General features: G+C 65.3%; 23 protein-coding genes. 18 read left to right on the top strand and 5 right to left on the bottom strand.

Features of this window, described 5'->3' with window-relative positions; translation table 11 throughout:
* Together ACSKT0_RS23620 and ACSKT0_RS23615 are read left to right on the top strand one after the other, a co-directional pair.
* On the top strand, window positions 1-1,167 hold the full coding sequence (locus ACSKT0_RS23620; RefSeq protein WP_437771896.1) for a WD40/YVTN/BNR-like repeat-containing protein: 1,167 nt from the start codon (window positions 1-3) through the stop codon (window positions 1,165-1,167).
* Between the two features lie 8 nt (window positions 1,168-1,175).
* Window positions 1,176-1,463, top strand: coding sequence for a MoaD/ThiS family protein (locus tag ACSKT0_RS23615; RefSeq protein WP_437771895.1), 288 nt, complete (start codon window positions 1,176-1,178; stop codon window positions 1,461-1,463).
* A gap of 16 nt (window positions 1,464-1,479) precedes the next feature.
* Here the strand turns inward: ACSKT0_RS23615 and ACSKT0_RS23610 are convergent, their stop codons facing one another.
* Both ACSKT0_RS23610 and ACSKT0_RS23605 read right to left on the bottom strand, forming a co-directional pair.
* Complete coding sequence (locus ACSKT0_RS23610) at window positions 1,480-1,716, bottom strand: hypothetical protein (protein ID WP_059388807.1); 237 nt, start codon at window positions 1,714-1,716, stop codon at window positions 1,480-1,482.
* A gap of 174 nt (window positions 1,717-1,890) precedes the next feature.
* Window positions 1,891-3,207 (bottom strand): MFS transporter, encoded by a 1,317-nt coding sequence (locus ACSKT0_RS23605; RefSeq protein ID WP_437771894.1) that lies wholly within the window; start codon window positions 3,205-3,207, stop codon window positions 1,891-1,893.
* Window positions 3,208-3,414: 207 nt separating this feature from the next.
* Between ACSKT0_RS23605 and ACSKT0_RS23600 the strand changes: the two genes are divergently transcribed.
* From ACSKT0_RS23600 to ACSKT0_RS23545, 12 genes are all read left to right on the top strand, one after another.
* Window positions 3,415-4,185 carry an IclR family transcriptional regulator gene (locus ACSKT0_RS23600; protein WP_437771893.1) on the top strand — a complete coding sequence of 257 codons (771 nt, stop codon included), beginning with the start codon at window positions 3,415-3,417 and terminating at the stop codon, window positions 4,183-4,185.
* A 167-nt stretch (window positions 4,186-4,352) separates the two neighbouring features.
* Window positions 4,353-5,276, top strand: coding sequence for a shikimate dehydrogenase (locus tag ACSKT0_RS23595; protein WP_437771892.1), 924 nt, complete (start codon window positions 4,353-4,355; stop codon window positions 5,274-5,276).
* Window positions 5,276-7,225 (top strand): bifunctional sugar phosphate isomerase/epimerase/4-hydroxyphenylpyruvate dioxygenase family protein, encoded by a 1,950-nt coding sequence (locus ACSKT0_RS23590; RefSeq protein ID WP_437771891.1) that lies wholly within the window; start codon window positions 5,276-5,278, stop codon window positions 7,223-7,225. Before ACSKT0_RS23595 ends, ACSKT0_RS23590 begins: the two co-directional genes overlap by 1 nt.
* A gap of 51 nt (window positions 7,226-7,276) precedes the next feature.
* Entirely contained in the window at window positions 7,277-8,152 is an 876-nt protein-coding gene (gene pcaH, locus ACSKT0_RS23585; protein WP_437774103.1) for a protocatechuate 3,4-dioxygenase subunit beta, read from the top strand.
* Between the two features lie 3 nt (window positions 8,153-8,155).
* Window positions 8,156-8,737, top strand: a complete 582-nt coding sequence (gene pcaG, locus ACSKT0_RS23580; RefSeq protein ID WP_437771890.1) for a protocatechuate 3,4-dioxygenase subunit alpha — start codon at window positions 8,156-8,158, stop codon at window positions 8,735-8,737.
* On the top strand, window positions 8,734-10,179 hold the full coding sequence (locus ACSKT0_RS23575; protein ID WP_437771889.1) for a lyase family protein: 1,446 nt from the start codon (window positions 8,734-8,736) through the stop codon (window positions 10,177-10,179). Before pcaG ends, ACSKT0_RS23575 begins: the two co-directional genes overlap by 4 nt.
* Window positions 10,172-10,975 (top strand): alpha/beta fold hydrolase, encoded by an 804-nt coding sequence (locus ACSKT0_RS23570; RefSeq protein WP_437771888.1) that lies wholly within the window; start codon window positions 10,172-10,174, stop codon window positions 10,973-10,975. Before ACSKT0_RS23575 ends, ACSKT0_RS23570 begins: the two co-directional genes overlap by 8 nt.
* Window positions 10,972-11,433 carry a 4-carboxymuconolactone decarboxylase gene (pcaC, locus tag ACSKT0_RS23565; protein WP_437771887.1) on the top strand — a complete coding sequence of 154 codons (462 nt, stop codon included), beginning with the start codon at window positions 10,972-10,974 and terminating at the stop codon, window positions 11,431-11,433. Before ACSKT0_RS23570 ends, pcaC begins: the two co-directional genes overlap by 4 nt.
* A gap of 82 nt (window positions 11,434-11,515) precedes the next feature.
* A complete protein-coding gene (locus tag ACSKT0_RS23560; RefSeq protein ID WP_437771886.1) occupies window positions 11,516-12,745 on the top strand; it encodes a thiolase family protein in 1,230 nt (409 codons plus the stop codon).
* Between the two features lie 4 nt (window positions 12,746-12,749).
* The gene (locus ACSKT0_RS23555; protein ID WP_437771885.1) at window positions 12,750-13,409 is read left to right on the top strand and encodes a 3-oxoacid CoA-transferase subunit A; all 660 of its coding nucleotides are present in this window, start codon (window positions 12,750-12,752) and stop codon (window positions 13,407-13,409) included.
* Between the two features lies 1 nt (window position 13,410).
* On the top strand, window positions 13,411-14,109 hold the full coding sequence (locus ACSKT0_RS23550) for a 3-oxoacid CoA-transferase subunit B (protein ID WP_437771884.1): 699 nt from the start codon (window positions 13,411-13,413) through the stop codon (window positions 14,107-14,109).
* A 96-nt stretch (window positions 14,110-14,205) separates the two neighbouring features.
* Window positions 14,206-15,030, top strand: a complete 825-nt coding sequence (locus ACSKT0_RS23545) for an IclR family transcriptional regulator domain-containing protein (protein ID WP_437771883.1) — start codon at window positions 14,206-14,208, stop codon at window positions 15,028-15,030.
* 79 nt (window positions 15,031-15,109) lie between these two features.
* Here ACSKT0_RS23545 and ACSKT0_RS23540 read toward each other — a convergent pair whose 3' ends face one another.
* Entirely contained in the window at window positions 15,110-15,721 is a 612-nt protein-coding gene (locus ACSKT0_RS23540) for an NADPH-dependent FMN reductase (protein ID WP_437774102.1), read from the bottom strand.
* 226 nt (window positions 15,722-15,947) lie between these two features.
* On the opposite strand from ACSKT0_RS23540, the gene ACSKT0_RS23535 reads away from it, so the two are divergent.
* From ACSKT0_RS23535 to ACSKT0_RS23520, 4 genes are all read left to right on the top strand, one after another.
* Window positions 15,948-17,138: a Re/Si-specific NAD(P)(+) transhydrogenase subunit alpha gene (locus tag ACSKT0_RS23535; RefSeq protein ID WP_437771882.1), complete on the top strand. Its 1,191-nt coding sequence runs from the start codon at window positions 15,948-15,950 to the stop codon at window positions 17,136-17,138.
* Window positions 17,138-17,479, top strand: coding sequence for an NAD(P) transhydrogenase subunit alpha (locus ACSKT0_RS23530; protein ID WP_437771881.1), 342 nt, complete (start codon window positions 17,138-17,140; stop codon window positions 17,477-17,479). Before ACSKT0_RS23535 ends, ACSKT0_RS23530 begins: the two co-directional genes overlap by 1 nt.
* The gene (locus tag ACSKT0_RS23525) at window positions 17,476-18,858 is read left to right on the top strand and encodes an NAD(P)(+) transhydrogenase (Re/Si-specific) subunit beta (RefSeq protein ID WP_437771880.1); all 1,383 of its coding nucleotides are present in this window, start codon (window positions 17,476-17,478) and stop codon (window positions 18,856-18,858) included. The genes ACSKT0_RS23530 and ACSKT0_RS23525 overlap by 4 nt, the downstream gene beginning before the upstream one ends.
* Window positions 18,859-19,083: 225 nt before the next feature.
* Window positions 19,084-22,269, top strand: coding sequence for a fibronectin type III domain-containing protein (locus ACSKT0_RS23520; RefSeq protein WP_437771879.1), 3,186 nt, complete (start codon window positions 19,084-19,086; stop codon window positions 22,267-22,269).
* 95 nt (window positions 22,270-22,364) lie between these two features.
* On the opposite strand, the gene ACSKT0_RS23515 is transcribed toward ACSKT0_RS23520, so the two are convergent.
* Both ACSKT0_RS23515 and ACSKT0_RS23510 read right to left on the bottom strand, forming a co-directional pair.
* Window positions 22,365-23,096, bottom strand: a complete 732-nt coding sequence (locus ACSKT0_RS23515; RefSeq protein ID WP_437771878.1) for a hypothetical protein — start codon at window positions 23,094-23,096, stop codon at window positions 22,365-22,367.
* Window positions 23,097-23,125: 29 nt separating this feature from the next.
* Window positions 23,126-23,560, bottom strand: coding sequence for an SRPBCC family protein (locus ACSKT0_RS23510; protein WP_437771877.1), 435 nt, complete (start codon window positions 23,558-23,560; stop codon window positions 23,126-23,128).
* Window positions 23,561-23,570 lie beyond the last annotated feature (10 nt).

Raw genomic sequence — 23,570 nt, 5'->3', positions numbered from 1 at the left:
ATGGGGTGCATGGCAACCGCAGAGAGTTATGTCTTGGCGATCGGGACCAAAAAAGGACTCTGGCTGGCACGCAGCACAGACCGCAAGGAATGGTCCCTTTCCGGTCCGCACTTCCTCATGAGCGAGATCCCCAGCATCGGGATCGATACACGCGGGGACAAGCCCCGGATCATGGTGGGCGTCCGTTCCGAACACTGGGGTCCCACCGTGGCCCACTCCGATGACCTTGGCGCCACATGGACCGAGCCCGAGCAAGGCGCCATCAAATTCCCCGAGGGAACCGAGGCTGCGCTGGAACGGATCTGGCAGATCTACCCCGATTCCGCCTCCCGCCCCGGGGTCGTCTGGGCCGGCTGCGAACCGATCTCCGTCTGGAAGTCGACCGACGGCGGCGAGCACTTCGAGTTGAACCGCGGCCTGTGGGACCACCCGCATCGCAGCGAATGGGGAGCTGGCTACGGCGGCGCTGCCGCCCACTCGATTGTGGTCAACCCTTCCGGGGAGAACGTCCACGTGGCCATGAGCACTGGAGGCGTCTACCGATCGCTCGACGGCGGTGCCTCCTGGGAGGCCCGCAACAAGGGGATTTCGGCCTACTTCATGCCTGATCCCAACCCGGAGTTCGGCCAGTGCGTGCATAAGATCGCCGCGGATGCCGCCGTCGAAGGCCGCTTGTATGCGCAGAACCACCACGGTGTGTACCGCACGGATGACAACGGTGAGAACTGGATCTCCATCGCCGAGGGCCTCCCGGCAGATTTCGGCTTCGTGATGCTCGCCCACCCCCGCCGTGAAGGGACCGCCTGGGTGATCCCGATCAAGGCCGATAGTGAGCGGATTCCGCCGGACGGCCATCTCGCAGTGCACCGCACGGATGACGCAGGTGAGTCGTGGAAGCGCCTGGATGTGGGCCTCCCGGACCATGAATACAACGCCGTGCTCCGTGACGCGGCCGCGGTGGATTCGGCTGAACCTGCCGGGGTGTACTTCGGGACACGCGGCGGTTCGGTCTACGCCAGCGCCGATGAAGGCGAGTCTTTCATCGAAGTTGCCTCGCACCTACCTGATGTTTTGTGCGTCCGGGCTGCCGTTATCTCCGGGGTTGTCTCCGCAGATGTGGCCGACGAATTGGCCGCTGTCTCCGCAGCATCCGGTCTTCCGGCTTAGGACGGATCTTGCCCGATATCACCGTGTTTTTGCCTAGCGTCCTCCAGCCCCTCGCCGGCGGGCAGTCCTACCTGACTACACCCGCCGACGGAGCTGTGACCGTGGAAAGCTTGCTTGACGCTGTGACCGGTAATTACCCGGTGCTGGCCCGGAGACTCCGGGATGAAACCGGTTCGCTCCGGCGCTACGTGAATATTTACGTGAACGGCGAGGAGGTCCGGCGTCTGAAGGGTCTGGATACTGAGGTTGCGGCCGGCCAGGAGGTTTTGATCATCCAGTCCGTGGCTGGCGGCTGAGCGGTTCGGGGCCAGGTCAGGCCACTCGCCAGACTGTGCATTCGTCGGTATTGATGGCCTTGCGCAGGCCGGTCAGCTGATCCATGATCCAGACGACGCCGATGCCCGGGGCCGTTTCCTGGACGCTGCCTCGGCGGATGACAACGTCATCGTAGGAGGGTCCGACGGAGAGGCGGGCTTCAATCTGGTCGCCGCGGTGCAGCTGGTCAAGCGCGCGGATTCTTGTGGGGTGGGTTGATACTTCCTTCAACATGGTGGCCTCCCTGGCTGGAGCTGCCAGCATTTGCCGGCTATTCCAGTGTGGCGGGCCAATGTTGCAGGGTGGTTTCGGCGGGGTAAAAGGAAAATCCATTGCTCCGTACCTGTCGTTCTGGAGGCTCAAAACGACGGGTACGGAGCAATGGATGGGGGTAGAACGGGGAGCGCCCTACTTCAGGCCGAGCTCCGCCGTCGGGGTCTTGAAGGATTCGCGGGCCGTCATCGCGGAGACCGCTGCGATGACGCAGATGACGCCGGTGAAGATGCTGATCTGGACCCAGCCGCCCGCCTTGGTGCCGCCCATTGCGGTGACGATCGTCGGAGCGAAGCCCGCCATGAGGAATCCGATCTGCGTGCCGATGGCCAAACCGGAGAAACGGACCTTGGTGCTGAACATCTCGCCGTAGAACGAGGGCCACACTGCGTTTGCAGCGGCGTATCCGAGGGCGAAGTACACCACCGAGACCAGGAACATGAGCGGAACGTTTCCGGATTCGAGCGTCAGGAGGAACACCGGCGTCATGATGGCGCTGGCTACGGCGCCGTAGATGAAGACGGGCTTGCGGCCGATCCGGTCGGCCATCCGGCCGAAGACCGGCTGGGTGCCGAGCGCCACGACGTTTGCCGCCACGACGAGCCACAGCGTGATGGTGCTGTTCACGTGTGCCACGTCCTTGGCATAGGCAATGGCCAGGGTGCCAAAGACGGTGCTTACGGCGGAGATGAAGGCGCAGCAGATAACTCGCAGGACATCGGCCCAGTGCAGCCGGAGGAGGTCGGCAACGGGGAGCTTGGCGATCTGGTTGTTCTTCTTTGCCTCGGCGAATGCGGGCGGTTCGTGCAGGGTGCGGCGGATGAAGAACGCTACCAGGACCACCACGGCGCTGAGCCAGAACGGAATGCGCCAGCCGATGCCGTACTTGACCTCGTCCGGGAGGGCGACGACGGGGATGAAGACCAATGCTGCGAGGATCTGGCCACCCTGGGTTCCCGTGAGGGTCCAGGAGGTAAAGAAGGAGCGGCGGTTGTCCGGAGCGTGTTCGAGCGTCATGGACGAAGCGCCCGCTTGTTCACCGGCGGCCGAAAGACCCTGGCAGAGGCGTGCGAAGACCAGCAGCGCCGGAGCCCACCATCCGATGGCCTTGAAATCAGGAAGGCAACCGATGATGAAGGTCGCACCGCCCATCAGCACCAGGGTGAACATCAGTACGCGCTGGCGGCCGATGCGATCGCCGAAGTGCCCCAGGATGATGGCTCCAACGGGCCTCGCCACATAGGCGAAGCCGAATGTCGCGAAGGACATGATGGCTGCGTTGGCGTCGGCGCTGGGGAAGAAGACGTGCGGGAAAATCAAGGCCGCGGCCGAACCGAAGATGAAGAAGTCGTAGTACTCGACGGCGCTACCGAGGAAGCTGGCGAGGGCGGCCTTCTTCGGCGTTCCCGCCGTGGCAGTGCCCGGCGTCGTAGACGGGATCGTGTGACTCATGGTGTTCCTTTGTGTGACGGCGATGTCGCATCTGGCTGAAATTTGCGTACCTGGAACGTCGATGGGGGTCCGGCAGCGGCCTCACACTGTAGCCACATTGTGAGAGCTACTTGTGCGATACAGCAATAATGACTGTGAGCGTGGTCACTTGTCAAGATATTTACTCACCATCTAGATATAGCTCTCACGATGTGGCAATCTTTAGTTATGGATGTGAAGGAAGACACAAAAACCGACATGATCGGCAAGGCCCTCGGCCTCCTCGTATTGCTGGGCAATGAGCCGAAGGGGGCCAGCGCCTCCGAGCTCGCCCGCCAGGCGGAGCTGCCGTTCAGCACCACCTACCGGCTGCTCGGATCCCTGACCCGCGACGGATTCGTCGACTACGAGGCCGATGGCCGCCGCTACCATCTGGGACTTCGCGTCTTCCAGCTCGGTCAACGGGTATCGAACCACCACGGCTTTGCCGGAACCGCGCGGCCCATCCTGCAGCGCGTGACGGAAGGGACCGGCGAGGCCACCATCCTTTCTGTGCGGGATGGCCACCACCACCTCACGGTCAACAAGGTAGACGGTCCCCAAATGTTCCGGGTCACCAGCGATCCGGGGCATCTTGGAATGCTGCACACCACGGCAGTGGGCAAAGCGCTTGTTGCCTTCGCGGACGACGACGAGCGGCGGCAGTTGGTGGAAGAGCTTGAGCTGGAGCCGCTGACGGAGTTCTCCATTACAGACCGCGACGCTTTCCGCCTGGAAATCGAGAAGGTCCGTCGCCAGGGCTACGCGATCATGGACGAGGAAAACGAGGTGGGCATGCGCGCAGTCGCCGTCCCCGTCCTCAATTCCCAGGGAGTCGCCTTCGCATCCCTCGCCACCGCCGTCCCAGTCTTCCGGATGAGCGTGGAACAGCTCGTGGCAGTCGTTCCGCTCTTGAAGAGCGCGGCGTCCGAGCTCGCCGACCGCCTGCCGCAGCGCTAAAGGGCGTCAGCGGCTGTCACTTTTGTTCGCGATAAGAACACTAGTGCAATATGTGAACATTTTGTGTAGTCTGATTCATACCGCCCGGCGGAGCAACAGACTCTGGATGACTCAAAGGATCCAGAGTCGGCCAATCCGCGGGTGCAGTTGTCAAAGGAGCAATGAGCATGAGCAACCGAGCCGAATCCTTCCTGGTGGGCCTGATTGGTGAAGGCGTATCGCCTTCGCTGACGCCGCCCATGCATGAGAGGGAGGCCGACGTCCAGGGGCTGCGCTACCTGTACCGGCCCATCGACCTGCTGGAGCTCTCCCTGCCCGGCTCCGCCGTCGGCGGTCTGCTGACTGCAGCTTTCCGGCTTGGCTACAACGGCCTTAACATCACGCATCCGTGCAAGCAACTCGTGCTGCCGTTCCTGGACGAGGTTTCCGAGGACGCGCGGCGGCTCGGCGCTGTGAACACCGTGCTGATCAAGGACGGCCGCTTCATCGGCCACAACACAGACTTCTCCGGCTTCGGCTCCGCTTTGGCCAGCGGCCTTCCCGACGCCGGCCTGGAGCGGGTCGTCCAACTCGGAGCCGGCGGTGCCGGCTCCGCCGTCGCATACGCCCTGCTTTCCGCGGGGGTCAAGACACTGGACCTGGTGGATGTGGACCCTGCGCGCTGCGCAGAACGGGCAGCGGAGCTCGCCGCCCTGTTCCCGGGCCGCACCGTCACGGCGCGCACGACGGCGGAGCTGCCGCAACTCATGCCGCTGGCCGACGGTTTGGTGCACTGCACGCCGGTGGGCATGGCCGCTCATCCGGGCCTCCCACTGGACATGTCCCTCGTGGAACCCCGTCACTGGGTGGCTGACATCGTCTACCGTCCGATCGAAACCCAGTTGGTGCTCGAGGCCCGGGCCAAGGGTTGCCGCGTGCTCGACGGCGGACGCATGGCCGTGGGCCAGGCTGCCGACGCTTTCCGCATCTTCACAGGCCGCGACGCCGATCCTGAACGGATGCGGGCACATTTCCTTGAGCTGGTGGGCGCGGAAGACGCCAAGGCTGAAGAGTCGAAGGCCGGCAAGGCACTCGCCGGGGCGGGTCACTGATGCGCACGGGAATCGCTACTGTCTGCCTCTCGGGCACACTTAAGGAAAAGATGCAGGCCTGCGCCATCGCGGGCTTCGACGGCATCGAGATCTTCGAACAGGACCTCGTCACCTCACCGCTCAGCCCTGAAGACGTGCGGAAGATGGCCGCGGACCTTGGACTCGGCCTTGATCTCTACCAGCCGTTCCGCGACTTCGACAGCGTCTCCGAAGACCTCCTGCAGGAAAACCTGCGCCGGGCGGACGCCAAGTTCAAGCTCATGTCCCGCCTCGGCATGGACACCGTCCTGGTGTGCACCAACGTGGGAACCGCCACGATCGACGACGACGACCTCCGGGCCGGGCAGCTCGCCCGCCTGGCGGAATTGGCCGGGAACCACGGCGTCAAGGTGGCGTACGAGGCACTCGCTTGGGGCAAATACGTCAACGACTACGAGCACGCGCACCGTTTGGTGGACACCGTGGACCACCCCAACCTCGGCACCTGCCTGGACTCCTTCCATATCCTTTCCCGCGACTGGGACACCGCGCCCATCGAGGCCATCAAGCCCGAAAAGATCTTCTTCGTCCAGGTGGCCGACGCCCCGAAACTCTCCATGGATGTGCTGTCCTGGAGCCGCCACTACCGCGTGTTCCCCGGCGAAGGACAATTCGAGCTGGCCAAATTCATGGGCCACGTTGCCCGTGCCGGCTATTCCGGTCCCGTCTCCCTGGAGGTCTTCAACGACGTCTTCCGCCAATCGGATGTGGAGCGCACCGCGGTTGACGCCATGCGCTCGCTGATCTGGCTTGAGGAACAGAGCGCCAAATGGCTCGACGCGAACGCGGCGTCCTTTACACAGGGAGGAGCGCCGGGAGCCGCCGGCGGTGACTCGCTCGCCAACGCTGCCGGCCGGCGTCGTTATCCCATGGAACTGGCCACACTGCCCAAGGTGGCCGAACCGGCCGGGTTCAACTTCGCCGAGGTCAAAACCGATGAGCCCGCACAGCTCGAGACGCTTCTGGGCCAGCTCGGCTTCGAATTCGACGGCCGGCACCGGACCAAGGACGTGCAGTTGTGGTCCATGGGGCAGGCACGCGTCATCATCAACGAACAAGCGCCGTCGCACAGCGAACCCGCCATCGCGGCGTTGGGATTCGACGTCGACTCTCCCGTCATTGCCTCGGCCCGCGCCCAGCAACTCAAAGCCCCCGTGGTACCGCGCAAGGTCCAGGCGGACGAGGAAGTGTTCCAGGGCATCGCGGCCCCGGACTCCACCGAGATCTTCCTGTGCCAAGGCAGCCCGGACGGCACGGCGGCATGGACCCATGAATTCGGTGAAGGCCTCGAGCACCCTTCAGCGGGAGCGCAAGCCGTGATTGACCACGTGAACCTCGCCCAGCCCTGGCAGCACTTCGACGAAGCTGTCCTTTTCTACACGAGTGCCCTCGCACTGGAACCTCAGCCGTTCGCCGAAGTGCCGAGCCCCAGCGGCCTGGTTCGCTCGCAGGTCATGGTGACTTCCGACCGTGCCGTGCGCCTCGTCCTGAACCTCGCTCCGGTGCTCCAACAGGACCCGGGTCAGCAGGAACCGGGCCAGCAAGGTAACGGCGCCCGCAAGAGCTACCAGGAACACATCGCCTTCGCGGTGGATGACCTCGTGGCTACGGCCCGGGCTGCTCAAGGACGCGGACTCGAGTTCCTCCAGATTCCAACCAACTACTACGAGGACCTGGATGCGCGCTTCGCCCTGGAGCCTGCCTTCCTGGCCACCCTCAAGGAACTGAACCTTCTCTATGACAGGGACGCCAACGGTGAATTCCTCCATTTCTACACCGCCACGGTGGGCAGCGTGTTCTTCGAAATGGTGGAACGCCGCGGCAACTACGACGGCTACGGCGCCCCCAACGCCCCGGTGCGGCACGCCGTCCAGTACGACTCGCTTCACGCCCACCACGTGCACCGCTGAACAGAAACGCAAGAGACCAGGAAAGCAACCACCCGAAAGGAGCCGGCCGTGCTGCTAGATGCAAATGCCGGGCACTACCAAGACGACGACGAGCTCGTACCTGCGGCCGAACCGCATGCCGCCCACGCGCCGTCGGACGCCGCCGTCGAAACCCAAGCGGATCTCAGTGCCGAGATCAAGGCGATCGGCGAGGCGTACGCCCAGGCGCTCAAAGACGGTGCCGCGCCGGAGACCCAGCCCCGCCTGGACTTCGCGCCGTACCGCAGCAGCATCCTGCGCCACCCTACCAAGAGCCTGCACCACGCCGACCCGGAGACCATCGAGCTGTACTCGCCGGCGTTCGGGCACCAGGACGTGCACGCCTTGGAATCCGACCTCACCATCCAGCACAACGGCGAGCCCCAGGGCGAGCGGATCATCGTGCAAGGCAAAGTGCTCGACGGCGACGGCCGCCCGGTTGCCGGCCAGCTCGTGGAGATCTGGCAGGCAAACGCCGCCGGCCGGTACATCCACAAGCGCGACCAGCACCCGGCCCCGCTCGACCCGAACTTCACCGGCGTCGGACGCTGCATCACCGGACCGGACGGCTCCTACCGCTTCACCACCATCAAGCCCGGCGCCTACCCGTGGAAGAACCACCTCAACGCCTGGCGGCCGGCGCACATTCACTTCTCGTTGTTCGGGACGGACTTCACGCAGCGAATCATTACCCAGATGTACTTCCCGGGGGACCAGTTGTTCCCGCTGGACCCCATCTACCAATCGATCGTGGACCAGGACGCCCGCGACCGCCTCGTAGCCAAGTACGACCACGAGCTGACGAGCCCGGAGTGGGCCTTGGGCTACAACTGGGACATCGTCCTGAGCGGGTCGAAGCGGACCTGGACCGAAAACGAAGCCTTTGGCGACGCCGGGGATGAGGAGTAGAACATGAGCAAGCTGACACCCACACCCGGCCAGACCGTTGGCCCGTTCTACGGCTATGCCCTCCCCTTTAATAAGGACAACGAGCTCCTTGCTCCTGGCAGCGCCGGAAGCATCCGCCTGCAAGGCACCGTGTACGACGGCGCCGGAGACGCCATCCCGGACGCCATCCTGGAGATCTGGCAGCCCGATGCCGAAGGCAAGGTGGTCCAGCGCACGGGTTCCCTTGTCCGCGATGGCTACACGTTCACCGGCTGGGGCCGTGCCGCGGTCGGCAACTCCGGTGTCTTCACCTTCACCACGGTCAACCCCGGACCCACCACCCCGGTCCCCGGAAAACCAGCGGCGGCTCCCTTTATCTCCGTCGCCGTTTTTGCGCGTGGCCTCATGAACCGCCTGTTCACCCGCATCTACTTGCCGGAAAATGAGGAAGCGCTCGCTGCCGACCCGCTGCTCAGCTCCCTGGATCCCGAGCGCCGCAAGACCCTGATCGCACGCCGCGACGCGGATGGCGGACTCACCTGGGACCTACGCCTTCAAGGCGGGAACGAGACCGTTTTTCTCGACTTCGAAGGCGCCTCCCAGTGAGCGGCGACGGCGATTTCGGGCTGCTCAGCCCGGTTTCGGCGTCGCCCGCCGTGGTGGCGCTGACGGGTGACCGTGCGGTGATCGCTGCCATCCTCGACGTCGAGGCCGCGTGGGCATCCGTGCTCGAAGAGGCGGGCCTCGCGCCCGCCGGTTCCGCCGCCGTCGTCGCCGAAGCCGCGGAATCCTGGGCCTACGACGCCGCGTCCATCGCCGAACGCGCACAAGGTGGCGCCAACCCGGTCATTCCGCTGCTGGCCGATCTCCGGGGCAGGGTCAGGCAGCTCGACGCCGGGCATCCCGGCGGGGCCATCGGCGCGCTTGCAGCCGTGCACACCTCACTGACCAGCCAAGACGTCTTGGATTCGGCCCTGATGCTGCTCGCGCACCGCGTGGTTTCCGCGCTTCTCGCCGAAGTAAAAGGTACGACGACGGCGCTCGCCGCCCTTGCGGAGCAGCATGCGGACACGCTGTGCGTGGGCAGGAGCCTGACGCAGCATGCGCTTCCGTTCACCTTCGGGCTCAAATTGGCGCAGTGGTTCCACGGAGTGGCCGCCGCAGCCCGTCGCCTCGAAGCCCTGGAGTTGCCGGTGCAGTTCGGCGGTGCCGGCGGCACGCTGGCTGCCGGCACCGTGCTCACCGACCGTTTGTCGTCGAGCCCCTTTGACTTGGCCGACGCTTTGGCCGGGAAACTGGGGCTGGCTCTCGCCGCGGCTCCTTGGCACACGAACCGCCTGGATGTCACTGCACTCGGCGACGCCTTGGCCTCCATGACGGACTCTTTCGGCAAGATCGCCTCGGACCTGCTGTTCCTGAGCCGCCCCGAGGTTGCCGAACTGGGTGAACCCCTTGCCGCGGGTCGGGGCGTTTCCTCTGCCATGCCGCAAAAGCAAAACCCGGTGCTGTCCGTGCTGATCCGCAGCGCAGCGCTCCAAGCTCCCGGGCTGGCAATGCAGCTGCACCTCGCAGCCGCGAACTTCAACGACGAACGTCCGGACGGCGCCTGGCACAGCGAATGGCAGGCCTTGCGGGGCTTGCTTCGGCTTGCACTTGGTGCCGCCACCCAATTGCGCGAGCTTGCCGAAGGACTCCGTGTCTTCCCCGAGGCGATGCGACGCAACCTGGAAATCTCCGGGCCATTGCTGCTCAGCGAAGCTGTTGCATCCTCCGTTGCTCCACTCCTTGGCACGGACAGGGGAGAAGCGAAGGCGAAGCTGCAAGCCGTCGTCGACGAGACGCTGCAAGCTCCGGTCGCGGAGCAGGCCCGGATCTACACCAAGCTCCTCCGCGAAGCCGTGCCGGGCAGCAAGCTGACCGATGAGGAATTGCGGGCCCTTCTGGATCCGGCGAACTATGTGGGTGAGGCTCCCGAGATCAGCCGTCGCATCCTTGCCGCGTACCCCGAATTCACGCACACCAACCCGAAGGGAGCCGATCGTGGCTAAGCCCAACGTCAAGGCGGTGTTGCTGTCCCCACAGCGCACCTTGGGGGAGAAGCCGCTCCTGATGGTGGGGCCCTCTCTTGGAACCTCCACGGTGTTGTGGACCGAGACGGCAGCCCTTCTCGGCGGTGACTTCGACGTCATTGGCTGGGACCTTCCCGGGCATGGAGTCTCGCCCGCGGCCTCCGAAACGTTCAGCGTCGCCGAACTGGCCGACGCTGTAGTGGATCTGGTTGACTCGATCGCCCCGGGCGCCGAGTTCCACTACGCCGGGGACTCCTTGGGCGGTGCCACCGGACTGCAATTGGCCATCAAACACGGAGAACGGCTCAAGTCCCTGTCCGTGCAGTGCACCGGAGCAAAGCTCGGTACGCCGGAGGGATGGCTGGAACGGGCTGAAACCGTCCGCGCACAAGGTACCGCGGTGATGATCCAGGGTTCCGCGCAGCGTTGGTTCGCTCCCGGTTTCATGGATCGCCAGCCAGTGGTCAGCAGCCGCCTCCTGCACGCCCTGCGGGACGCGGACCGCTTCAGCTACGCCTTCTGCTGCGAGGCCCTCGCCGGATTCGACGTCCGCGCCGAACTCGGCAGCATCACCGTCCCCACGCAGGCGCTGGCCGGCGTCGAGGACACTGTTGCACCGCCGTCGTTCGCTGAAGAAATTGCGGACGGCATAAACGCAGGCAGCGGTAGCGCTGTTTCCGTAGCGCTCGACGACGTCGGGCACCTTGCGCCCGCGGAGGCGCCCGCAGTCGTCGCGGACCTCATGCGGACGTTCATGACGGAGGCCGGAAAATGAGCACAAATCCATTGCAAGGCGCCGTTCAGCGCGACGCCACCTCACAGGAAATCTACGACGCCGGCATGGTGGTCCGCCGCGAAGTGCTCGGCGATGCGCACGTGGACCGCGCCAACGCTGCGAAAGACGAATTCACAGGCGACTTCCAGGACATGATCACCCGCATCGCCTGGGGAGGCATCTGGACCCGGCCGGGCCTGACCCGGCAAATGCGCTCCGCGGTCACCATCACCGCGATGGTGGCGCACGGGCACTGGGAAGAACTGGCCATGCACATCCGCGCGGCCATCACGAACGGGCTGAGCAGGGACGAGATCAAGGAAATCCTGCTGCAGACCGCCATCTACTGCGGAGTTCCCTCCGCCAACACCGCATTCAAGACCGCACAGGGCGTTTTCGCGGAACTCGACGAGACCCCCGAATCCACCCAACCCGCGAGCCCCACCCCACCCAACTGACTCGCATTAGATGTCGTTTTGAGCCCTCATAACGACATTAACTGCGAGTCAGTTGGGACTACAGACACTTAGAGGAGACCCCATGAACCAGGCGTATGTGTACGACGCCGTGCGCACACCTTTTGGAAAATTCGGCTCGGGACTTGCCGGGGTGCGGCCGGACGACCTCGCGGCCCACGTGGTGCGCGAGGCCGTCAAGCGCGCCCCCGCTTTGGATGTTGAGCGCATCGACGAAGTGGTTTTCGGCAACGCCAACGGCGCCGGCGAGGAGAACCGGAACATCGCCCGCATGGCCACGTTGTTGGCAGGGCTCCCGACGTCGATCCCGGGCACCACGGTCAACCGCCTGTGCGGTTCCTCCCTGGATGCCGCCATCATCGCCTCGCGCCAGATCAACGCCGGCGATGCCGAACTGGTCCTGGTGGGCGGGGCTGAGTCCATGTCCCGAGCGCCGTGGGTATTGCCCAAGACCTCAAAGCCGTACCCGGCCGGTGACATGACCCTGGCCTCCACCACCCTCGGCTGGCGCCTGGTGAACCCGGCGATGCCGAAGGACTGGACCATTTCGCTGGGCGAGGCCACCGAGCGGCTGCGTGAGAAGTACGGGATCACCCGGGAACGGCAGGACGAGTTCGCTGCGGCCTCGCATAACCTCACAGCTGCTGCGTGGGACGAAGGATTCTACGACCAGTTGGTGACCCCGGTACCGGGCACTGAGCTGGTCCGTGACGAGGGGATCCGTGCGGGCTCGACGGCGGAGAAGCTCGCCGGGCTCAAGACCGTCTTCCGTCCCGAATCAGCCGGCACGGAAGGCGGCACGGTCACCGCGGGCAACGCTTCGCCGCTGTCCGACGGCGCCTCCGCGGCCTGGATCGGCAGCGAAAGCGCCGCCGGGCTGCTCGGACTGGAGCCGCTCGCCCGCATCGCCGGACGCGGAGCACACGGAAACGATCCCCAGTTCTTCGGCTACGCGCCGGTGGAGGCCGCTAACAAGGCACTCGCAAAGGCGGGCATCGGCTGGGAGCAGGTGGGCGCCGTCGAACTTAACGAAGCCTTCGCCGCCCAGTCCCTGGCCTGCATCGATGCGTGGGGGATCGACCCGTCCATTGTGAACCGGCACGGCGGCGCGATCGCGATGGGCCACCCGCTGGGCGCCTCCGGCACCCGGATCCTGGGCACCCTGGCCCGCAGCCTTCAGGCTTCCGGCGAGCGTTGGGGTGTCGCCGCGATTTGCATCGGCGTCGGGCAGGGCCTGGCCGTGGTGCTTGAGAACGTCACTGCCGGAAATTCGGCACAACCGGTGAAGGGCTAAGGCAATGCTGAAATTCATTGACACTGTCGGCGAAGCAGTCGCCGGCATCAAGGACGGCTCCACCGTCATGATCGGAGGCTTCGGAAACGCGGGCCAACCGTTCGAACTCATCGACGCGCTGCTCGATTCCGGTGCCGCCGACCTCACCGTGGTGAACAACAACGCGGGCCAGGGGGACCAGGGCCTTGCACTGCTCATCAAGGAAGGGCGGGTCCGCAAGATGATCTGCTCCTTCCCGCGCCAGTCCGATTCCTGGCACTTCGACGCCAAGTACAAGGCCGGGGAAATCGAACTGGAACTCGTGCCGCAAGGCAACCTGGCCGAACGCATCCGGGCTGCCGGGGCGGGCATCGGCGGGTTCTTCACCCCTACCGGCTACGGCACGATGCTCGCTGAAGGCAAGCACACACGCTTCCTCGACGGAAAATGGCAAGTGTTCGAGACGCCCATCCACGCCGACGTCGCGCTTATCAAGGCGCTCAAGGCCGACGGCAAGGGCAACCTTGTCTACCGCAAAACGGCCAGGAACTTCGGACCGATCATGGCGGCGGCCGCAAAGCACACCATTGTCCAGGTGTCGGAGATCGTTCCGACCGGCGCCCTCGACCCGGAGAACGTGGTGACCCCCGGAATCTACGTCAACAGCATCGTGAAGGTGGCCTGACATGAGCATCCAAACAACTCTGCAAACTTCGGCTACGCCGTTGGGCCGTGACGATCTCGCGCGGCTCGTGGCGCGGGACATCGCTCCGGGCTCGTTCGTGAACCTCGGCATCGGCCAGCCTACGCTCGTCTCCAACTACCTCACAGAGGAGCAGAACATCACTCTCCACACGGAGAACGGGATGCTCGGGATGGGCCCTGAGGCCAAGGGGGACGAGATCGACGGCGACCTCATCAATGCCGGCAAGATCCCCGTCACGGAGCTCCCCGGTGCTTCGTATTTCCACCATGCCGATTCCTTCGCGATCATGCGCGGCGGGCATCTGGATATCTGCGTCCTCGGCGCTTTCCAGGTGTCGGCCACGGGCGACCTCGCGAATTGGCACACGGGAGCACCAGACGCCATCCCGGCCGTCGGCGGGGCAATGGACCTGGCCACCGGCGCCAAGGACGTATTCGTCATGATGACGCTCCTGACCCGCGAGGGCGCGTCCAAGCTCGTCGAGCACTGCAGCTACCCGCTTACGGGCGTGGGCTGCGTGACCCGCGTGTACACGGACAAAGCGGTCTTCCTGATAGGGCCCGACGGCGTGACCGTGCGTGAGACGTTCGGCTGCACCTTCGATGAACTCCAAGCCATCGTCCCGGTCCCGCTGGTGCCGTTCGACGAGAAGGCGGCCGGCGCCGTCGTCGGCGTCTAAACGAGCCTAAAGTCGAGCGCGAACTGGCAGCAAATGCCCTCTGGAAGCAATCCAAGGGGCAACTGCTGCCAGTTCGCGCCAATAAGATTGGTAACCATGACCGACGCAGCAGTAGCCGGGGTGCCCCAGGCAGGTGCTCCCCAAGCGAGTGACCAGTATGTGCAATCACTGGCACGCGGATTGTCCGTGATCCGTGCGTTCGACGCGGCCAACCCCGTCATGACGCTCAGCGAGGTGGCGGCGCGGACCAACCTGACGCGCGCCACGGCCCGTCGATTCCTGCATACCCTGGTGGAGCTCGGCTATGTCCGCACAGACGGCAAGACCTTCGCGCTCACGGCGATGGTCCTGCAGCTTGGCTACTCATATCTGTCGGCCTTGTCCTTGCCCCAGCTCGCGCAGCCGCACCTTGAAGAACTCTCGCTGAAATTGGGGGAGTCGACGTCGGCCGCGGTGCTGGACGGGGCGGACATCTTCTACGTGGCCCGCGTGACCACACGCCGGATCATGACGGTCGGCATTTCGGTGGGCACCCGCTTCCCCGCCTACGCAACCTCCATGGGACGGGTCCTTCTGGCCGGACTGACGCCGCGGAAACTGGACGAGTACCTGTCCTCGGTGGAGTTCAAGGCACTGACGCCGCGGACCATCACGTCCCGAGAGGAACTTCTGGCCGAGCTGGACCGGGTCCGCAAGCAGGGCTGGTGCCTCCTGGACCAGGAACTGGAACTCGGGCTCATGTCCATCGCTGCGCCGGTGTGGAATCACAATGCCGGACATGTGGCTGCAGCGGTCAACGTCTCGCTCCAAGCGCAAAATGTCGCCGCCCAGCCAGACCCTGACGCCTACCTCGAATCGGTCCGGGACCAGATCGTGGAGACCGCGCGGGCGATTTCGCAGGACGTCTCGGCGAAGCATTAGTCTTTGGCGTGGTTGCCACGGCGCGGTGTAGCCCGTACGCTCGCGGCCCATGACCGACGTGGACGAGCAGCAGGCCGCGCTACCGCGTCAGCTTGGCGTCGTCCGGGTGTTCATCGCCGATGTGCCCGGGAGCGCTGGCGGCCAGGACGCGTTGGACGAACGCGCTGTACTCCTCCATGTAGTGGCGCAGGAGGGACGCGGTTCCTTCGTCCCGGACGGATCCATCCTCGTTGTAGGACGCCGGATCGAACTTGATGTAGGCCTCCGGGGCGTTCAGCTGAGGTGCGTCGAGGAAGCTCAGGACGCTGCGCATGGAGGACTGCATCACGGCCGTGCCGATGCTGCCGGGAGATGTTCCGATGATGCCCGTGGGCTTGCGAGCGAAGGAGTTGGTTCCCCAGGGCCGCGATCCCCAGTCGATGGCATTCTTCAAGGCGCCGGGGATGGAGCGGTTGTACTCGGGGGAAACGAACAGGATGCCGTCCGACGCCGCGATCGCGTCTTTCAACGCCCGACCCGCAGGAGGGAAGCCGGCGTCGTAGTCGGAGCTGTAGAGGGGCAGGTCCTTGATGGGGATCTCGGTGAATTCGAGCTCTTCCGGCGCGACGCTGATGAGCGCCTTGGACAGGACCCGGTTGATGGAGCGGCTTGAAAGGCTGCCGACGAAGTATCCGATCTTGTACGTGGCCATGGCAATGTTCCTTCCCGACGGCGCGGCCGGAACCGGCTCATCGACGGTGCGGTACTGGAGGCTCCCAGCCCACAGCGAGCTTAGTAGAGCCATCCGAGGATGGGAATGGCCGGGTTCGGCCGGGCACCTACTCCCGCCCGGGCCTTCCGCGTCCTAGACTCAAGCCAACAACGGCTCAGGACAATGATGTTCAGAAGGACAATGGGGTTTCAGAAAGGGAGCGCGGGTGAAACTTGGCATAACGCGGGAACGCCTGGACGGTGAACGGCGTGTGGCTGCGACGCCGGAGACCGTCCAGCAGTTGGCTGGACTGGGACTGGAAGTCGTCGTCGAAAGCGGAGCCGGAACCGCCGCGGGCCACAGCGACGAGGACTACCGCCAGGCTGGAGCTCTCATCGTCCCCGCCTTGGATCTGGCCACATTGGACGTTTACGCGCACGTCCGCCCCCTCGAACCCACGACGGCGGCCGCGCTGCGCCGGGGCGCCGTCACCGTAGGCCTGGCCTCGCCGTCGTCGGAACTTCCCACCGTCCGCGCGCTCGCCGAAGCGGGAGTGACCTCCTTCGCGCTTGAGCTGGTGCCGCGCATTTCCCGGGCACAATCCATGGACGCGCTCACGTCCCAGGCTCTCGTGGCCGGATACCGCTGCGTGCTCGAGGCGGCAATGCGCCTCCCGCGCTTCTTCCCGCTCTATATGACGGCGGCCGGAACCATTCCCCCGGCCCGCGTGCTGGTATTGGGAGCGGGTGTGGCAGGCCTGCAGGCCATCGGTACCGCGAAGAGGCTAGGTGCACGGGTCTCCGCCAATGACATCCGGCCGGCGTCGGCGGACGAGGTCGCGTCCATGGGCGGCACTTTCATCAAACTCGATGTGGAGGCGGCGGAATCTTCCGGCGGCTACGCGCGCGAGCTCAGCGCCGACCGCGGTGCCCTGCAACGCGAGCTGCTCGCCCCGTACGTGGCCCAGGCAGACGTACTCATCACGACGGCTGCTGTTCCCGGACGACGGGCCCCTCTCCTGGTGAGCCGCGAAATGGTCCAGCACATGCGCTCGGGCTCGGTGGTCGTCGACCTCGCCGCGGAGTCCGGGGGCAACGTGGAAGGCTCGGTCCCTGGCCTGGATCTTCAAATACCGACGGCGGACGGCCAGGGCACGGTCACCCTCGTGGGGATGAAGGATGTCGCTTCTGCCATGCCCGCGGACGCCTCGCGCCTCTACGCGAAGAACGTCGCGAACCTGCTGGCCCTGATGACGTGTGATGGCGCCGTCGTCCCGGACTTCGGCGATGAGGTGGTGGCGGGTGCGTGTTTGACGCACGACGGCGAGGTGCGGCACGGTCCGACGGCCGAGGCCCTTGCCGAGCTCTCCGCCGAGACCGCGGAATCCGTAAGCTCTGCCAACGAGGGGGTCTCCTGATGGACGGCATCGCCCTGCTCACTATCACCGTCCTGGCGATCTTTGTGGGCTTCGAAGTGGTCTCCAAAGTCTCAAGCACGCTGCACACGCCCTTGATGTCCGGGGCCAACGCCATCCACGGAATCATCCTGGTGGGCGCGATCATCGTCGCCGGGCAGGCCTCGGATCCTTGGGTCCTCGCGGTGGCCTTGCTCGCCGTCGTCCTCGCGACCGCCAATTTGGTGGGCGGCTTCGTCGTGACTGACCGGATGCTGGAGATGTTCCGCGGCCGTAAACGCGTTGCGCCGCCAGGCGGGAAGTCGGAGGCCATAGAGGCTGAGTCCAAGGAGCGCACGCGATGACCCTCATCGAGCCGGTGTGGACCTCGCTCCTTTACCTCGCGGCTGCCGTTTGTTTCATCCTCGCGCTCAAGGGACTCAATTCGCCACGTACCGCCCGGAGGGGCAACCTGGTGGGCGCATTCGGTGCGGCGCTCGCCGTCGCCACGGTCTTCATGTCCGTCAAAATGGACAACGTTCCCTGGATCCTGGGCGCGATGGTGGTTGGTTCGGGCGTGGCCGCGCCGGTGGCGCGCCAGGTCAAGATGACCCAGATGCCGCAGCTCGTGGCGCTGTTCAACGGCGTAGGCGGCGGAGCCGCGGCCCTCGTGGCACTCCTGGAACTGGCGCACACGGAGGACCACTGGGTACGCGTGGCCATCGTCTTCACGCTGCTGGTGGGGGCGGTGTCGTTCGCGGGTTCCGCCATCACGTTCTCCAAACTCCAGGAGCTCATGACCACCCGCCCGGTGGTGTTCCCGGGCCTGCCGACCCTCATGGGAGCGGTGCTGCTTGCGGCGGTGGGTGCCGCCGTCGCCGTCGTCTTCAGTGGTTCCCTCGCGCTCGCGCTGACGCTCTTGGTGCTGGGGTTGGCGGCAGGCGTCCTGCTGGTGCTGCCGGTAGGCGGCGCCGACGTGCCGATCGTCATCTCGCTGCTGAATGCCTTCACGGGCCTGGCCGTGGCTGCCTCGGGCCTGGTGCTTGGCAATGTGCTCTTGGTGGTGGCCGGCACCTTGGTGGGCGCCTCGGGCACCATCCTCACCAGGGCCATGGCCGCGGCCATGGGCCGCAGTGTTGCGGGCATCCTCTTCGGCGCCTTCAAGGGAGGCTCGACGGCGGGGTCGACGGCGGTGAGCGACCGGCCCGTCCGCTCCTCCAGCCCGGAAGACGTGGCCGTACTCCTTGGGTATGCGCAACGGGTCATCATCGTTCCCGGCTACGGGCTCGCTGTGGCCCAAGGTCAGCACACGGCAGCGGAGTTGGCCCTAGCCTTGGAGGCGAGGGGCATTGAAGTGGACTTCGCGATCCACCCGGTGGCCGGCCGAATGCCCGGGCACATGAACGTCCTGCTGGCCGAAGCCAATGTGCCCTATGAGTCCCTCAAGGAAATGGGCGAAATCAACTCGGAATTCCGGACAGCCGATGTCGCCCTCGTGGTTGGCGCGAACGACGTCGTCAATCCAGCCGCGAAAACCACCGCAGGTTCGCCGATCTATGGCATGCCCATCCTTGAGGTGGCCGACGCGCGCCAAGTAGTCTTCCTCAAGCGCTCCATGCGGCCGGGATTCGCGGGAATCGAGAACGAACTCATGTACGAACCGCAGACAACGCTGCTGTTTGGGGACGCCAAGGAATCCCTCACCAAAGTGCTGAGTGCGGTCAAGGCGCTCAAGCTTAGTTAACCAACCCTGGGGTGCTGGCACGCCTCTCTGCCGCCAAATCAGGTGAGCACACTCAGGATCCCGGCCCGCAGCTGCTGCCAGCCGGGTGAGCCCACTCAAGACGCGGCCGGATTCAACGCCCTATCATCGCCGAAGACCGAGGGTGGGAATGCTCCCATCCTTGACGGTTGCCCTGGCATCGAATGGACGGTGAGTGGAGTGGTTGGATCCTCGACGCATGAGCAGATGGTCACACGCCATTCCGGGGTCCGTTGGGCCGCCGTCGGGGCGTGCGCTGCGATGGTCCTGGCACTCCTCAGCGGTTTTGCCTTGCCGGCGCATGCGGCTGCAAACACCGTCATCACGCTGACCTTCGATGACGGCAACGCCGACCAACTGACCGCCGCAGCCACGCTAAAGAACCTCGGACTTCACGGCACCTACTTCGTCCCCTCCGGGTGGATCGATCAGCCGAGCTATTTCACTTCCGCGAACCTGCAGCAACTCTATGCGGACGGCAATGAGATTGCCGGGCACACGGTCACCCACCCCGATTTGGTCACCTTGACGTCGGATGAAGTGACGCGCCAAGTGTGCAACGGCAGGGTCGCCCTGGCCAACATGGGCTTCAAGGTCACCAGCTTCGCCTACCCCTTCGCTTCCTTGGATCCCGCCGTGCAGACCATCGTCAAGAACTGCGGTTTCAACAGCGCCCGCGGGCTCGGGGACCTTTACAGCAAGGACGATCCCGGGCTCCCGGCCGCCGAAACCATTCCGCCCGCCAACCCCTATGACACCGCGGCGCCGGAGGAAGTGGACAGCACCTGGACGCTGTCCAACCTTGAAAACTCCGTGACCAGGGCCCAGGCGGCCGGCGGTGGCTGGGTTCAATTGACGTTCCACCACATCGCGGTAGGGACCGATCCGACGCTCACCATCAGCCCCAGCCTGTTCAACCAATTCGCCTCCTGGCTAGCGCAACAACAGACGGCGGGCAGCGTTGCCGTGAAGACGGTTGACCAGGTAATCGGTGGCGCGGTCCAGCCCCTCGTCTCCGGTCCGCCGGTGCCGCCCCCGCCGCCACAGGGGACCAACATGATCCAGAACCCGAGCCTGGAAACGCTCACCAGCGGGATTCCGCTCTGCTGGGCTGCGGGTGGATACGGCACCAACACTCCCAGCTTTTCAGTAGTCTCGCCGGGACACACAGGCAACAACGCGGAACTGCTGACAATGAGCGGTTATGTCAGCGGTGACGCGAAGCTCCTGCCCGCCTTGGACCTTGGTGGCTGCTCACCCACGGGGACTCCCGGCCACATCTATCAGCTCAGCGCTTGGTATAAATCCAATGTCATCACCCAATTCGAGGTCTACTACCGCACCGGAACGGGGTATTGGACCTACTGGACGGCGAGCCCCCTGTTCAACGCGAGCAGCAACTGGACCCAGATAACCTGGACCACGCCCGCTCTTCCCGCTGGTGCCTCGGGAATCAGTTACGGACTCAACATCCAATCCAACGGTTCGATCACCACGGACGACTATTCGATGATCGACGTCACCCAGGCCGCCGCGACCGCGCCGGCGGCACCCACCGGGGTCACCGCTACGGCGGGCAACGCCTCCGCGGTGGTGTCCTGGACGGCGCCGGCCAACGGCGGCTCCCCCATCACTTCGTATGCGGTGACGCCTACCTCCGGGGGCACGGCTTTGGCTCCGGTGACGGTCTCCGGGAATCCGCCCTCGACGACGGCGACCGTCACCGGGCTGACCAACGGCGCGGCCTACACGTTCACGGTCACCGCCACGAACGCCGTCGGGACGTCCGCGCCCTCCGCGGCCTCGGCCCCGGTCACCCCGACGGCCCCGGTTCCGGGCGTTGTCAACGGCGGGTTCGAATCCGGGCTCACGTCCTGGACCACCGGCGGCGCCAGGGCACCGGTGGCCTCGACCACCGCCCACACCGGCACCGGCTCCGCGCTCCTGGGCCTGGCATCCGGCACCGAACCGCTCGGCGACAGTTCCCTGTCCCAGACGATCACCGTCCCCGCTACCGGGACGTCCACCCTGTCCTTCTGGTACCAGCCGCACACCGCCGACGAGACCTGCACCGGCACCGCCTGCCGCTACGACTGGATGGAAGCGCAGGTCCGCACCACCAGCGGCACGGTCCTGGCGAGCCTGTTCAAGCTCTGCAGCGACTCCGGCACCTGGACCCAGCTCAGCGCCAACCTCTCGGCCTACAACGGGCAGAGCATCGTGCTCTGGTTCAACGTCCACCTCGACGGTTCCAGCCCGGCCGATGACACCTGGATGTACCTGGACGACGTGGCCCTCACCAATACCCAGACCACGCCCACGGCACCCGCCGCCCCGACCGGGGTCACCGCGACCGCGGGCAACGCCTCCGCGACCGTGTCCTGGACGGCCCCGGCCAACGGCGGCTCCGCGATCACCTCCTACACGCTCACCCCGCACGCCGGCGCCACCACCCTGGCACCGGTCACCGTGACCGGGAACCCGCCCGCCACCAGCACCACCGTCACCGGCCTGGCCAACGGCACCGCCTACACCTTCACCGTCACCGCGACCAACGCCATCGGCACCTCACCGGCCTCGACGGCCTCGGCGCCGGTCACCCCCACCGCCGGGGCCACGGCACCCGCCGCCCCCACCGGGGTCACCGCGACCGCGGGCAACGGCTCCGCGACCGTGTCCTGGACCGCCCCGGCCAACGGCGGCTCCCCGATCACCTCCTACACCATCACCCCGCACGCCGGCGCCACCACCCTGGCCCCGGTCACCGTGACCGGGAACCCGCCCGCCACCAGCACCACCGTCACCGGCCTGGCCAACGGCACCGCCTACACCTTCACCGTCACCGCCACCAACGCCATCGGCACCTCCGTTGCCTCGGCGGCCTCGGCACCGGTCACCCCCACCGGAACCACCAGCTCGGCCATCACCAACGGCGGCTTCGAATCCGGACTCAGCTCCTGGATCACCGGCGGCGTCAGGGCACCCGTCGCCTCCACCACCGCGCACACCGGCACCGGCTCCGCGCTCCTGGGCCTGGCCTCCGGGGCGGAACCGCTCGGCGACAGCAGCCTGTCCCAGACCATCACCGTCCCCGCCACCGGAACCACCACCCTGTCCTTCTGGTACCAGCCCCACAGCCAGGAAGACCCCTGCACCGGCAACGCCTGCCCGTACGACTGGATGGAAGCACAAGTCCGCACCACCACCGGCACCACCCCGGGCAGCCTGTTCAAACTCTGCAACAACAACGGCACCTGGACCCAGCTCACCGCCGACCTCACCGCCTACAAAGGCCAGACCATCACCCTCTGGTTCAACGTCCACCTCGACGGCTCGAGCCCCGCCGACGACACCTGGATGTACCTCGACGACATCACCCTCACCAACGGCTAAGGCGGTCGATCGACGTGGTCGCCGTCGAGCCCTAGCGCTTAACCCGAGAGCGGCGGCCGCGAACTTGCTTCGCAGCCGCCGCTTCTAGTTGAGCGTTAGCCGTTCTTGGTGGCGGCGAACATGCGGCGAAGTGTGAAGAAGCAACCCAAGGCGCCGAAGAGCAGCGCCATGAAGAAGTCGCCCATGTACCCCTTCACGAAGTTCGGGTTGTTCGCGAGGTTGTAGTTCATCAGGTCCCACGGCTCGGAACTGGTGATCAAAGTGAGGGGTTGGCTATTGATGTATTTGGCAGCGTCCAGCCAGACTCCCGCTACGAAAGACAAAATCGCGGTGGCAGCTGTTATTGCTGCTATCACCCACACGCCTTTTCTGCTCAGCCCGCCAGCTCCCATCACGTAGAAACGGGCCGCCATCGCGGCGGCGGCGAAGGTGACGAGCGAGGACATCCAGCCAAAATTCCAGATGACAAGCCACAGAACGACGCCGATCGGGAGGGCCGGGAGTGCGAACAGGGCGCCTCGGCCCACGTTTTCGCTGCTTCGGATCGGGGGAGCGGGCGGCCATGCTGGTGCCTGAGATTGGTTGGATTCCGGATGCCAAGAGGGAATCTGTGGGCCGGAGGATTCCGGGGCGCTCATCCCGAACTCAGGCCGGGGACGCTGCGATGCGCGATATTCGTTGCTGCCGGGCTGCGTGTTTTCCGGCAGGTTGGTGCTTTCGGTCATTTTCCCCCAATGTGGACCGCTGCGATCGTATGGGTCATCCTTGCACGCAACGGCGGATTTTTGCCAGCTTGCGAATCGAACAACTGAGTCGGCGACCCGCATCCGCGGGGGAGAGCCTGGGGCCGCCGTTTCTAGCCGGCTTCGAGGATCTTCTTGAGGTTTTCCAGGTCCTTGCGCATGGCCGCCCGCATCATTGGCGCCATGACGATGCCCGCAAGCGCGGAGAACCCGGAGGGTTCACCTGTGTTGCGGAGGGTCATGCGTGTCGCACCATTCTCATCGGACCAGGTGTAAGTGGTCCGCATCGGGAAAGGACCTTGGCTGGTGCGCATGGTGAGTTTCTCGCCGGGGACGAGCTCGGTGAATTCGTAGACATAGTCCAGATTTCGGCCCAGGAACCGTGCGGTGAAGGCAACCCGGGATCCGACCACGAGGGGCTTCGGCGTCTGCCACTGCGCAGATCGTATGTTCACATACCAGACCGGCGCGTTGTCGGGGTTGGAAGCATAACTTGCTACGATCTCGCGGGACCGCTGGATCAGTATTTCGGTCTGGACGTTCACCATGTTCCCAACT

Origin of the sequence: Arthrobacter sp. KNU40 (genome assembly GCF_051515115.1) — a bacterium.
GTDB lineage: Bacteria > Actinomycetota > Actinomycetes > Actinomycetales > Micrococcaceae > Arthrobacter.
Note: the sequence above shows the minus strand (reverse complement) of the source record. Positions and strands in the feature narration are given on the sequence as shown.

Excerpts from the sequence above, each read along its gene's own strand:
- ACSKT0_RS23620 (WP_437771896.1), top strand. The coding sequence starts at position 1 with ATGGGGTGCATGGCAACCGCAGAGAGTTATGTCTTGGCGATCGGGACC.
- ACSKT0_RS23610 (WP_059388807.1), bottom strand. The coding sequence starts at position 1,716 with ATGTTGAAGGAAGTATCAACCCACCCCACAAGAATCCGCGCGCTTGAC.
- ACSKT0_RS23605 (WP_437771894.1), bottom strand. The coding sequence starts at position 3,207 with ATGAGTCACACGATCCCGTCTACGACGCCGGGCACTGCCACGGCGGGA.
- ACSKT0_RS23600 (WP_437771893.1), top strand. The coding sequence starts at position 3,415 with ATGGATGTGAAGGAAGACACAAAAACCGACATGATCGGCAAGGCCCTC.
- ACSKT0_RS23595 (WP_437771892.1), top strand. The coding sequence starts at position 4,353 with ATGAGCAACCGAGCCGAATCCTTCCTGGTGGGCCTGATTGGTGAAGGC.
- ACSKT0_RS23590 (WP_437771891.1), top strand. The coding sequence starts at position 5,276 with ATGCGCACGGGAATCGCTACTGTCTGCCTCTCGGGCACACTTAAGGAA.
- pcaG (WP_437771890.1), top strand. The coding sequence starts at position 8,156 with ATGAGCAAGCTGACACCCACACCCGGCCAGACCGTTGGCCCGTTCTAC.
- pcaC (WP_437771887.1), top strand. The coding sequence starts at position 10,972 with ATGAGCACAAATCCATTGCAAGGCGCCGTTCAGCGCGACGCCACCTCA.
- ACSKT0_RS23560 (WP_437771886.1), top strand. The coding sequence starts at position 11,516 with ATGAACCAGGCGTATGTGTACGACGCCGTGCGCACACCTTTTGGAAAA.
- ACSKT0_RS23555 (WP_437771885.1), top strand. The coding sequence starts at position 12,750 with ATGCTGAAATTCATTGACACTGTCGGCGAAGCAGTCGCCGGCATCAAG.
- ACSKT0_RS23550 (WP_437771884.1), top strand. The coding sequence starts at position 13,411 with ATGAGCATCCAAACAACTCTGCAAACTTCGGCTACGCCGTTGGGCCGT.
- ACSKT0_RS23545 (WP_437771883.1), top strand. The coding sequence starts at position 14,206 with ATGACCGACGCAGCAGTAGCCGGGGTGCCCCAGGCAGGTGCTCCCCAA.
- ACSKT0_RS23540 (WP_437774102.1), bottom strand. The coding sequence starts at position 15,721 with ATGGCCACGTACAAGATCGGATACTTCGTCGGCAGCCTTTCAAGCCGC.
- ACSKT0_RS23530 (WP_437771881.1), top strand. The coding sequence starts at position 17,138 with ATGGACGGCATCGCCCTGCTCACTATCACCGTCCTGGCGATCTTTGTG.
- ACSKT0_RS23525 (WP_437771880.1), top strand. The coding sequence starts at position 17,476 with ATGACCCTCATCGAGCCGGTGTGGACCTCGCTCCTTTACCTCGCGGCT.
- ACSKT0_RS23520 (WP_437771879.1), top strand. The coding sequence starts at position 19,084 with ATGGTCACACGCCATTCCGGGGTCCGTTGGGCCGCCGTCGGGGCGTGC.
- ACSKT0_RS23515 (WP_437771878.1), bottom strand. The coding sequence starts at position 23,096 with ATGCGGGTCGCCGACTCAGTTGTTCGATTCGCAAGCTGGCAAAAATCC.
- ACSKT0_RS23510 (WP_437771877.1), bottom strand. The coding sequence starts at position 23,560 with ATGGTGAACGTCCAGACCGAAATACTGATCCAGCGGTCCCGCGAGATC.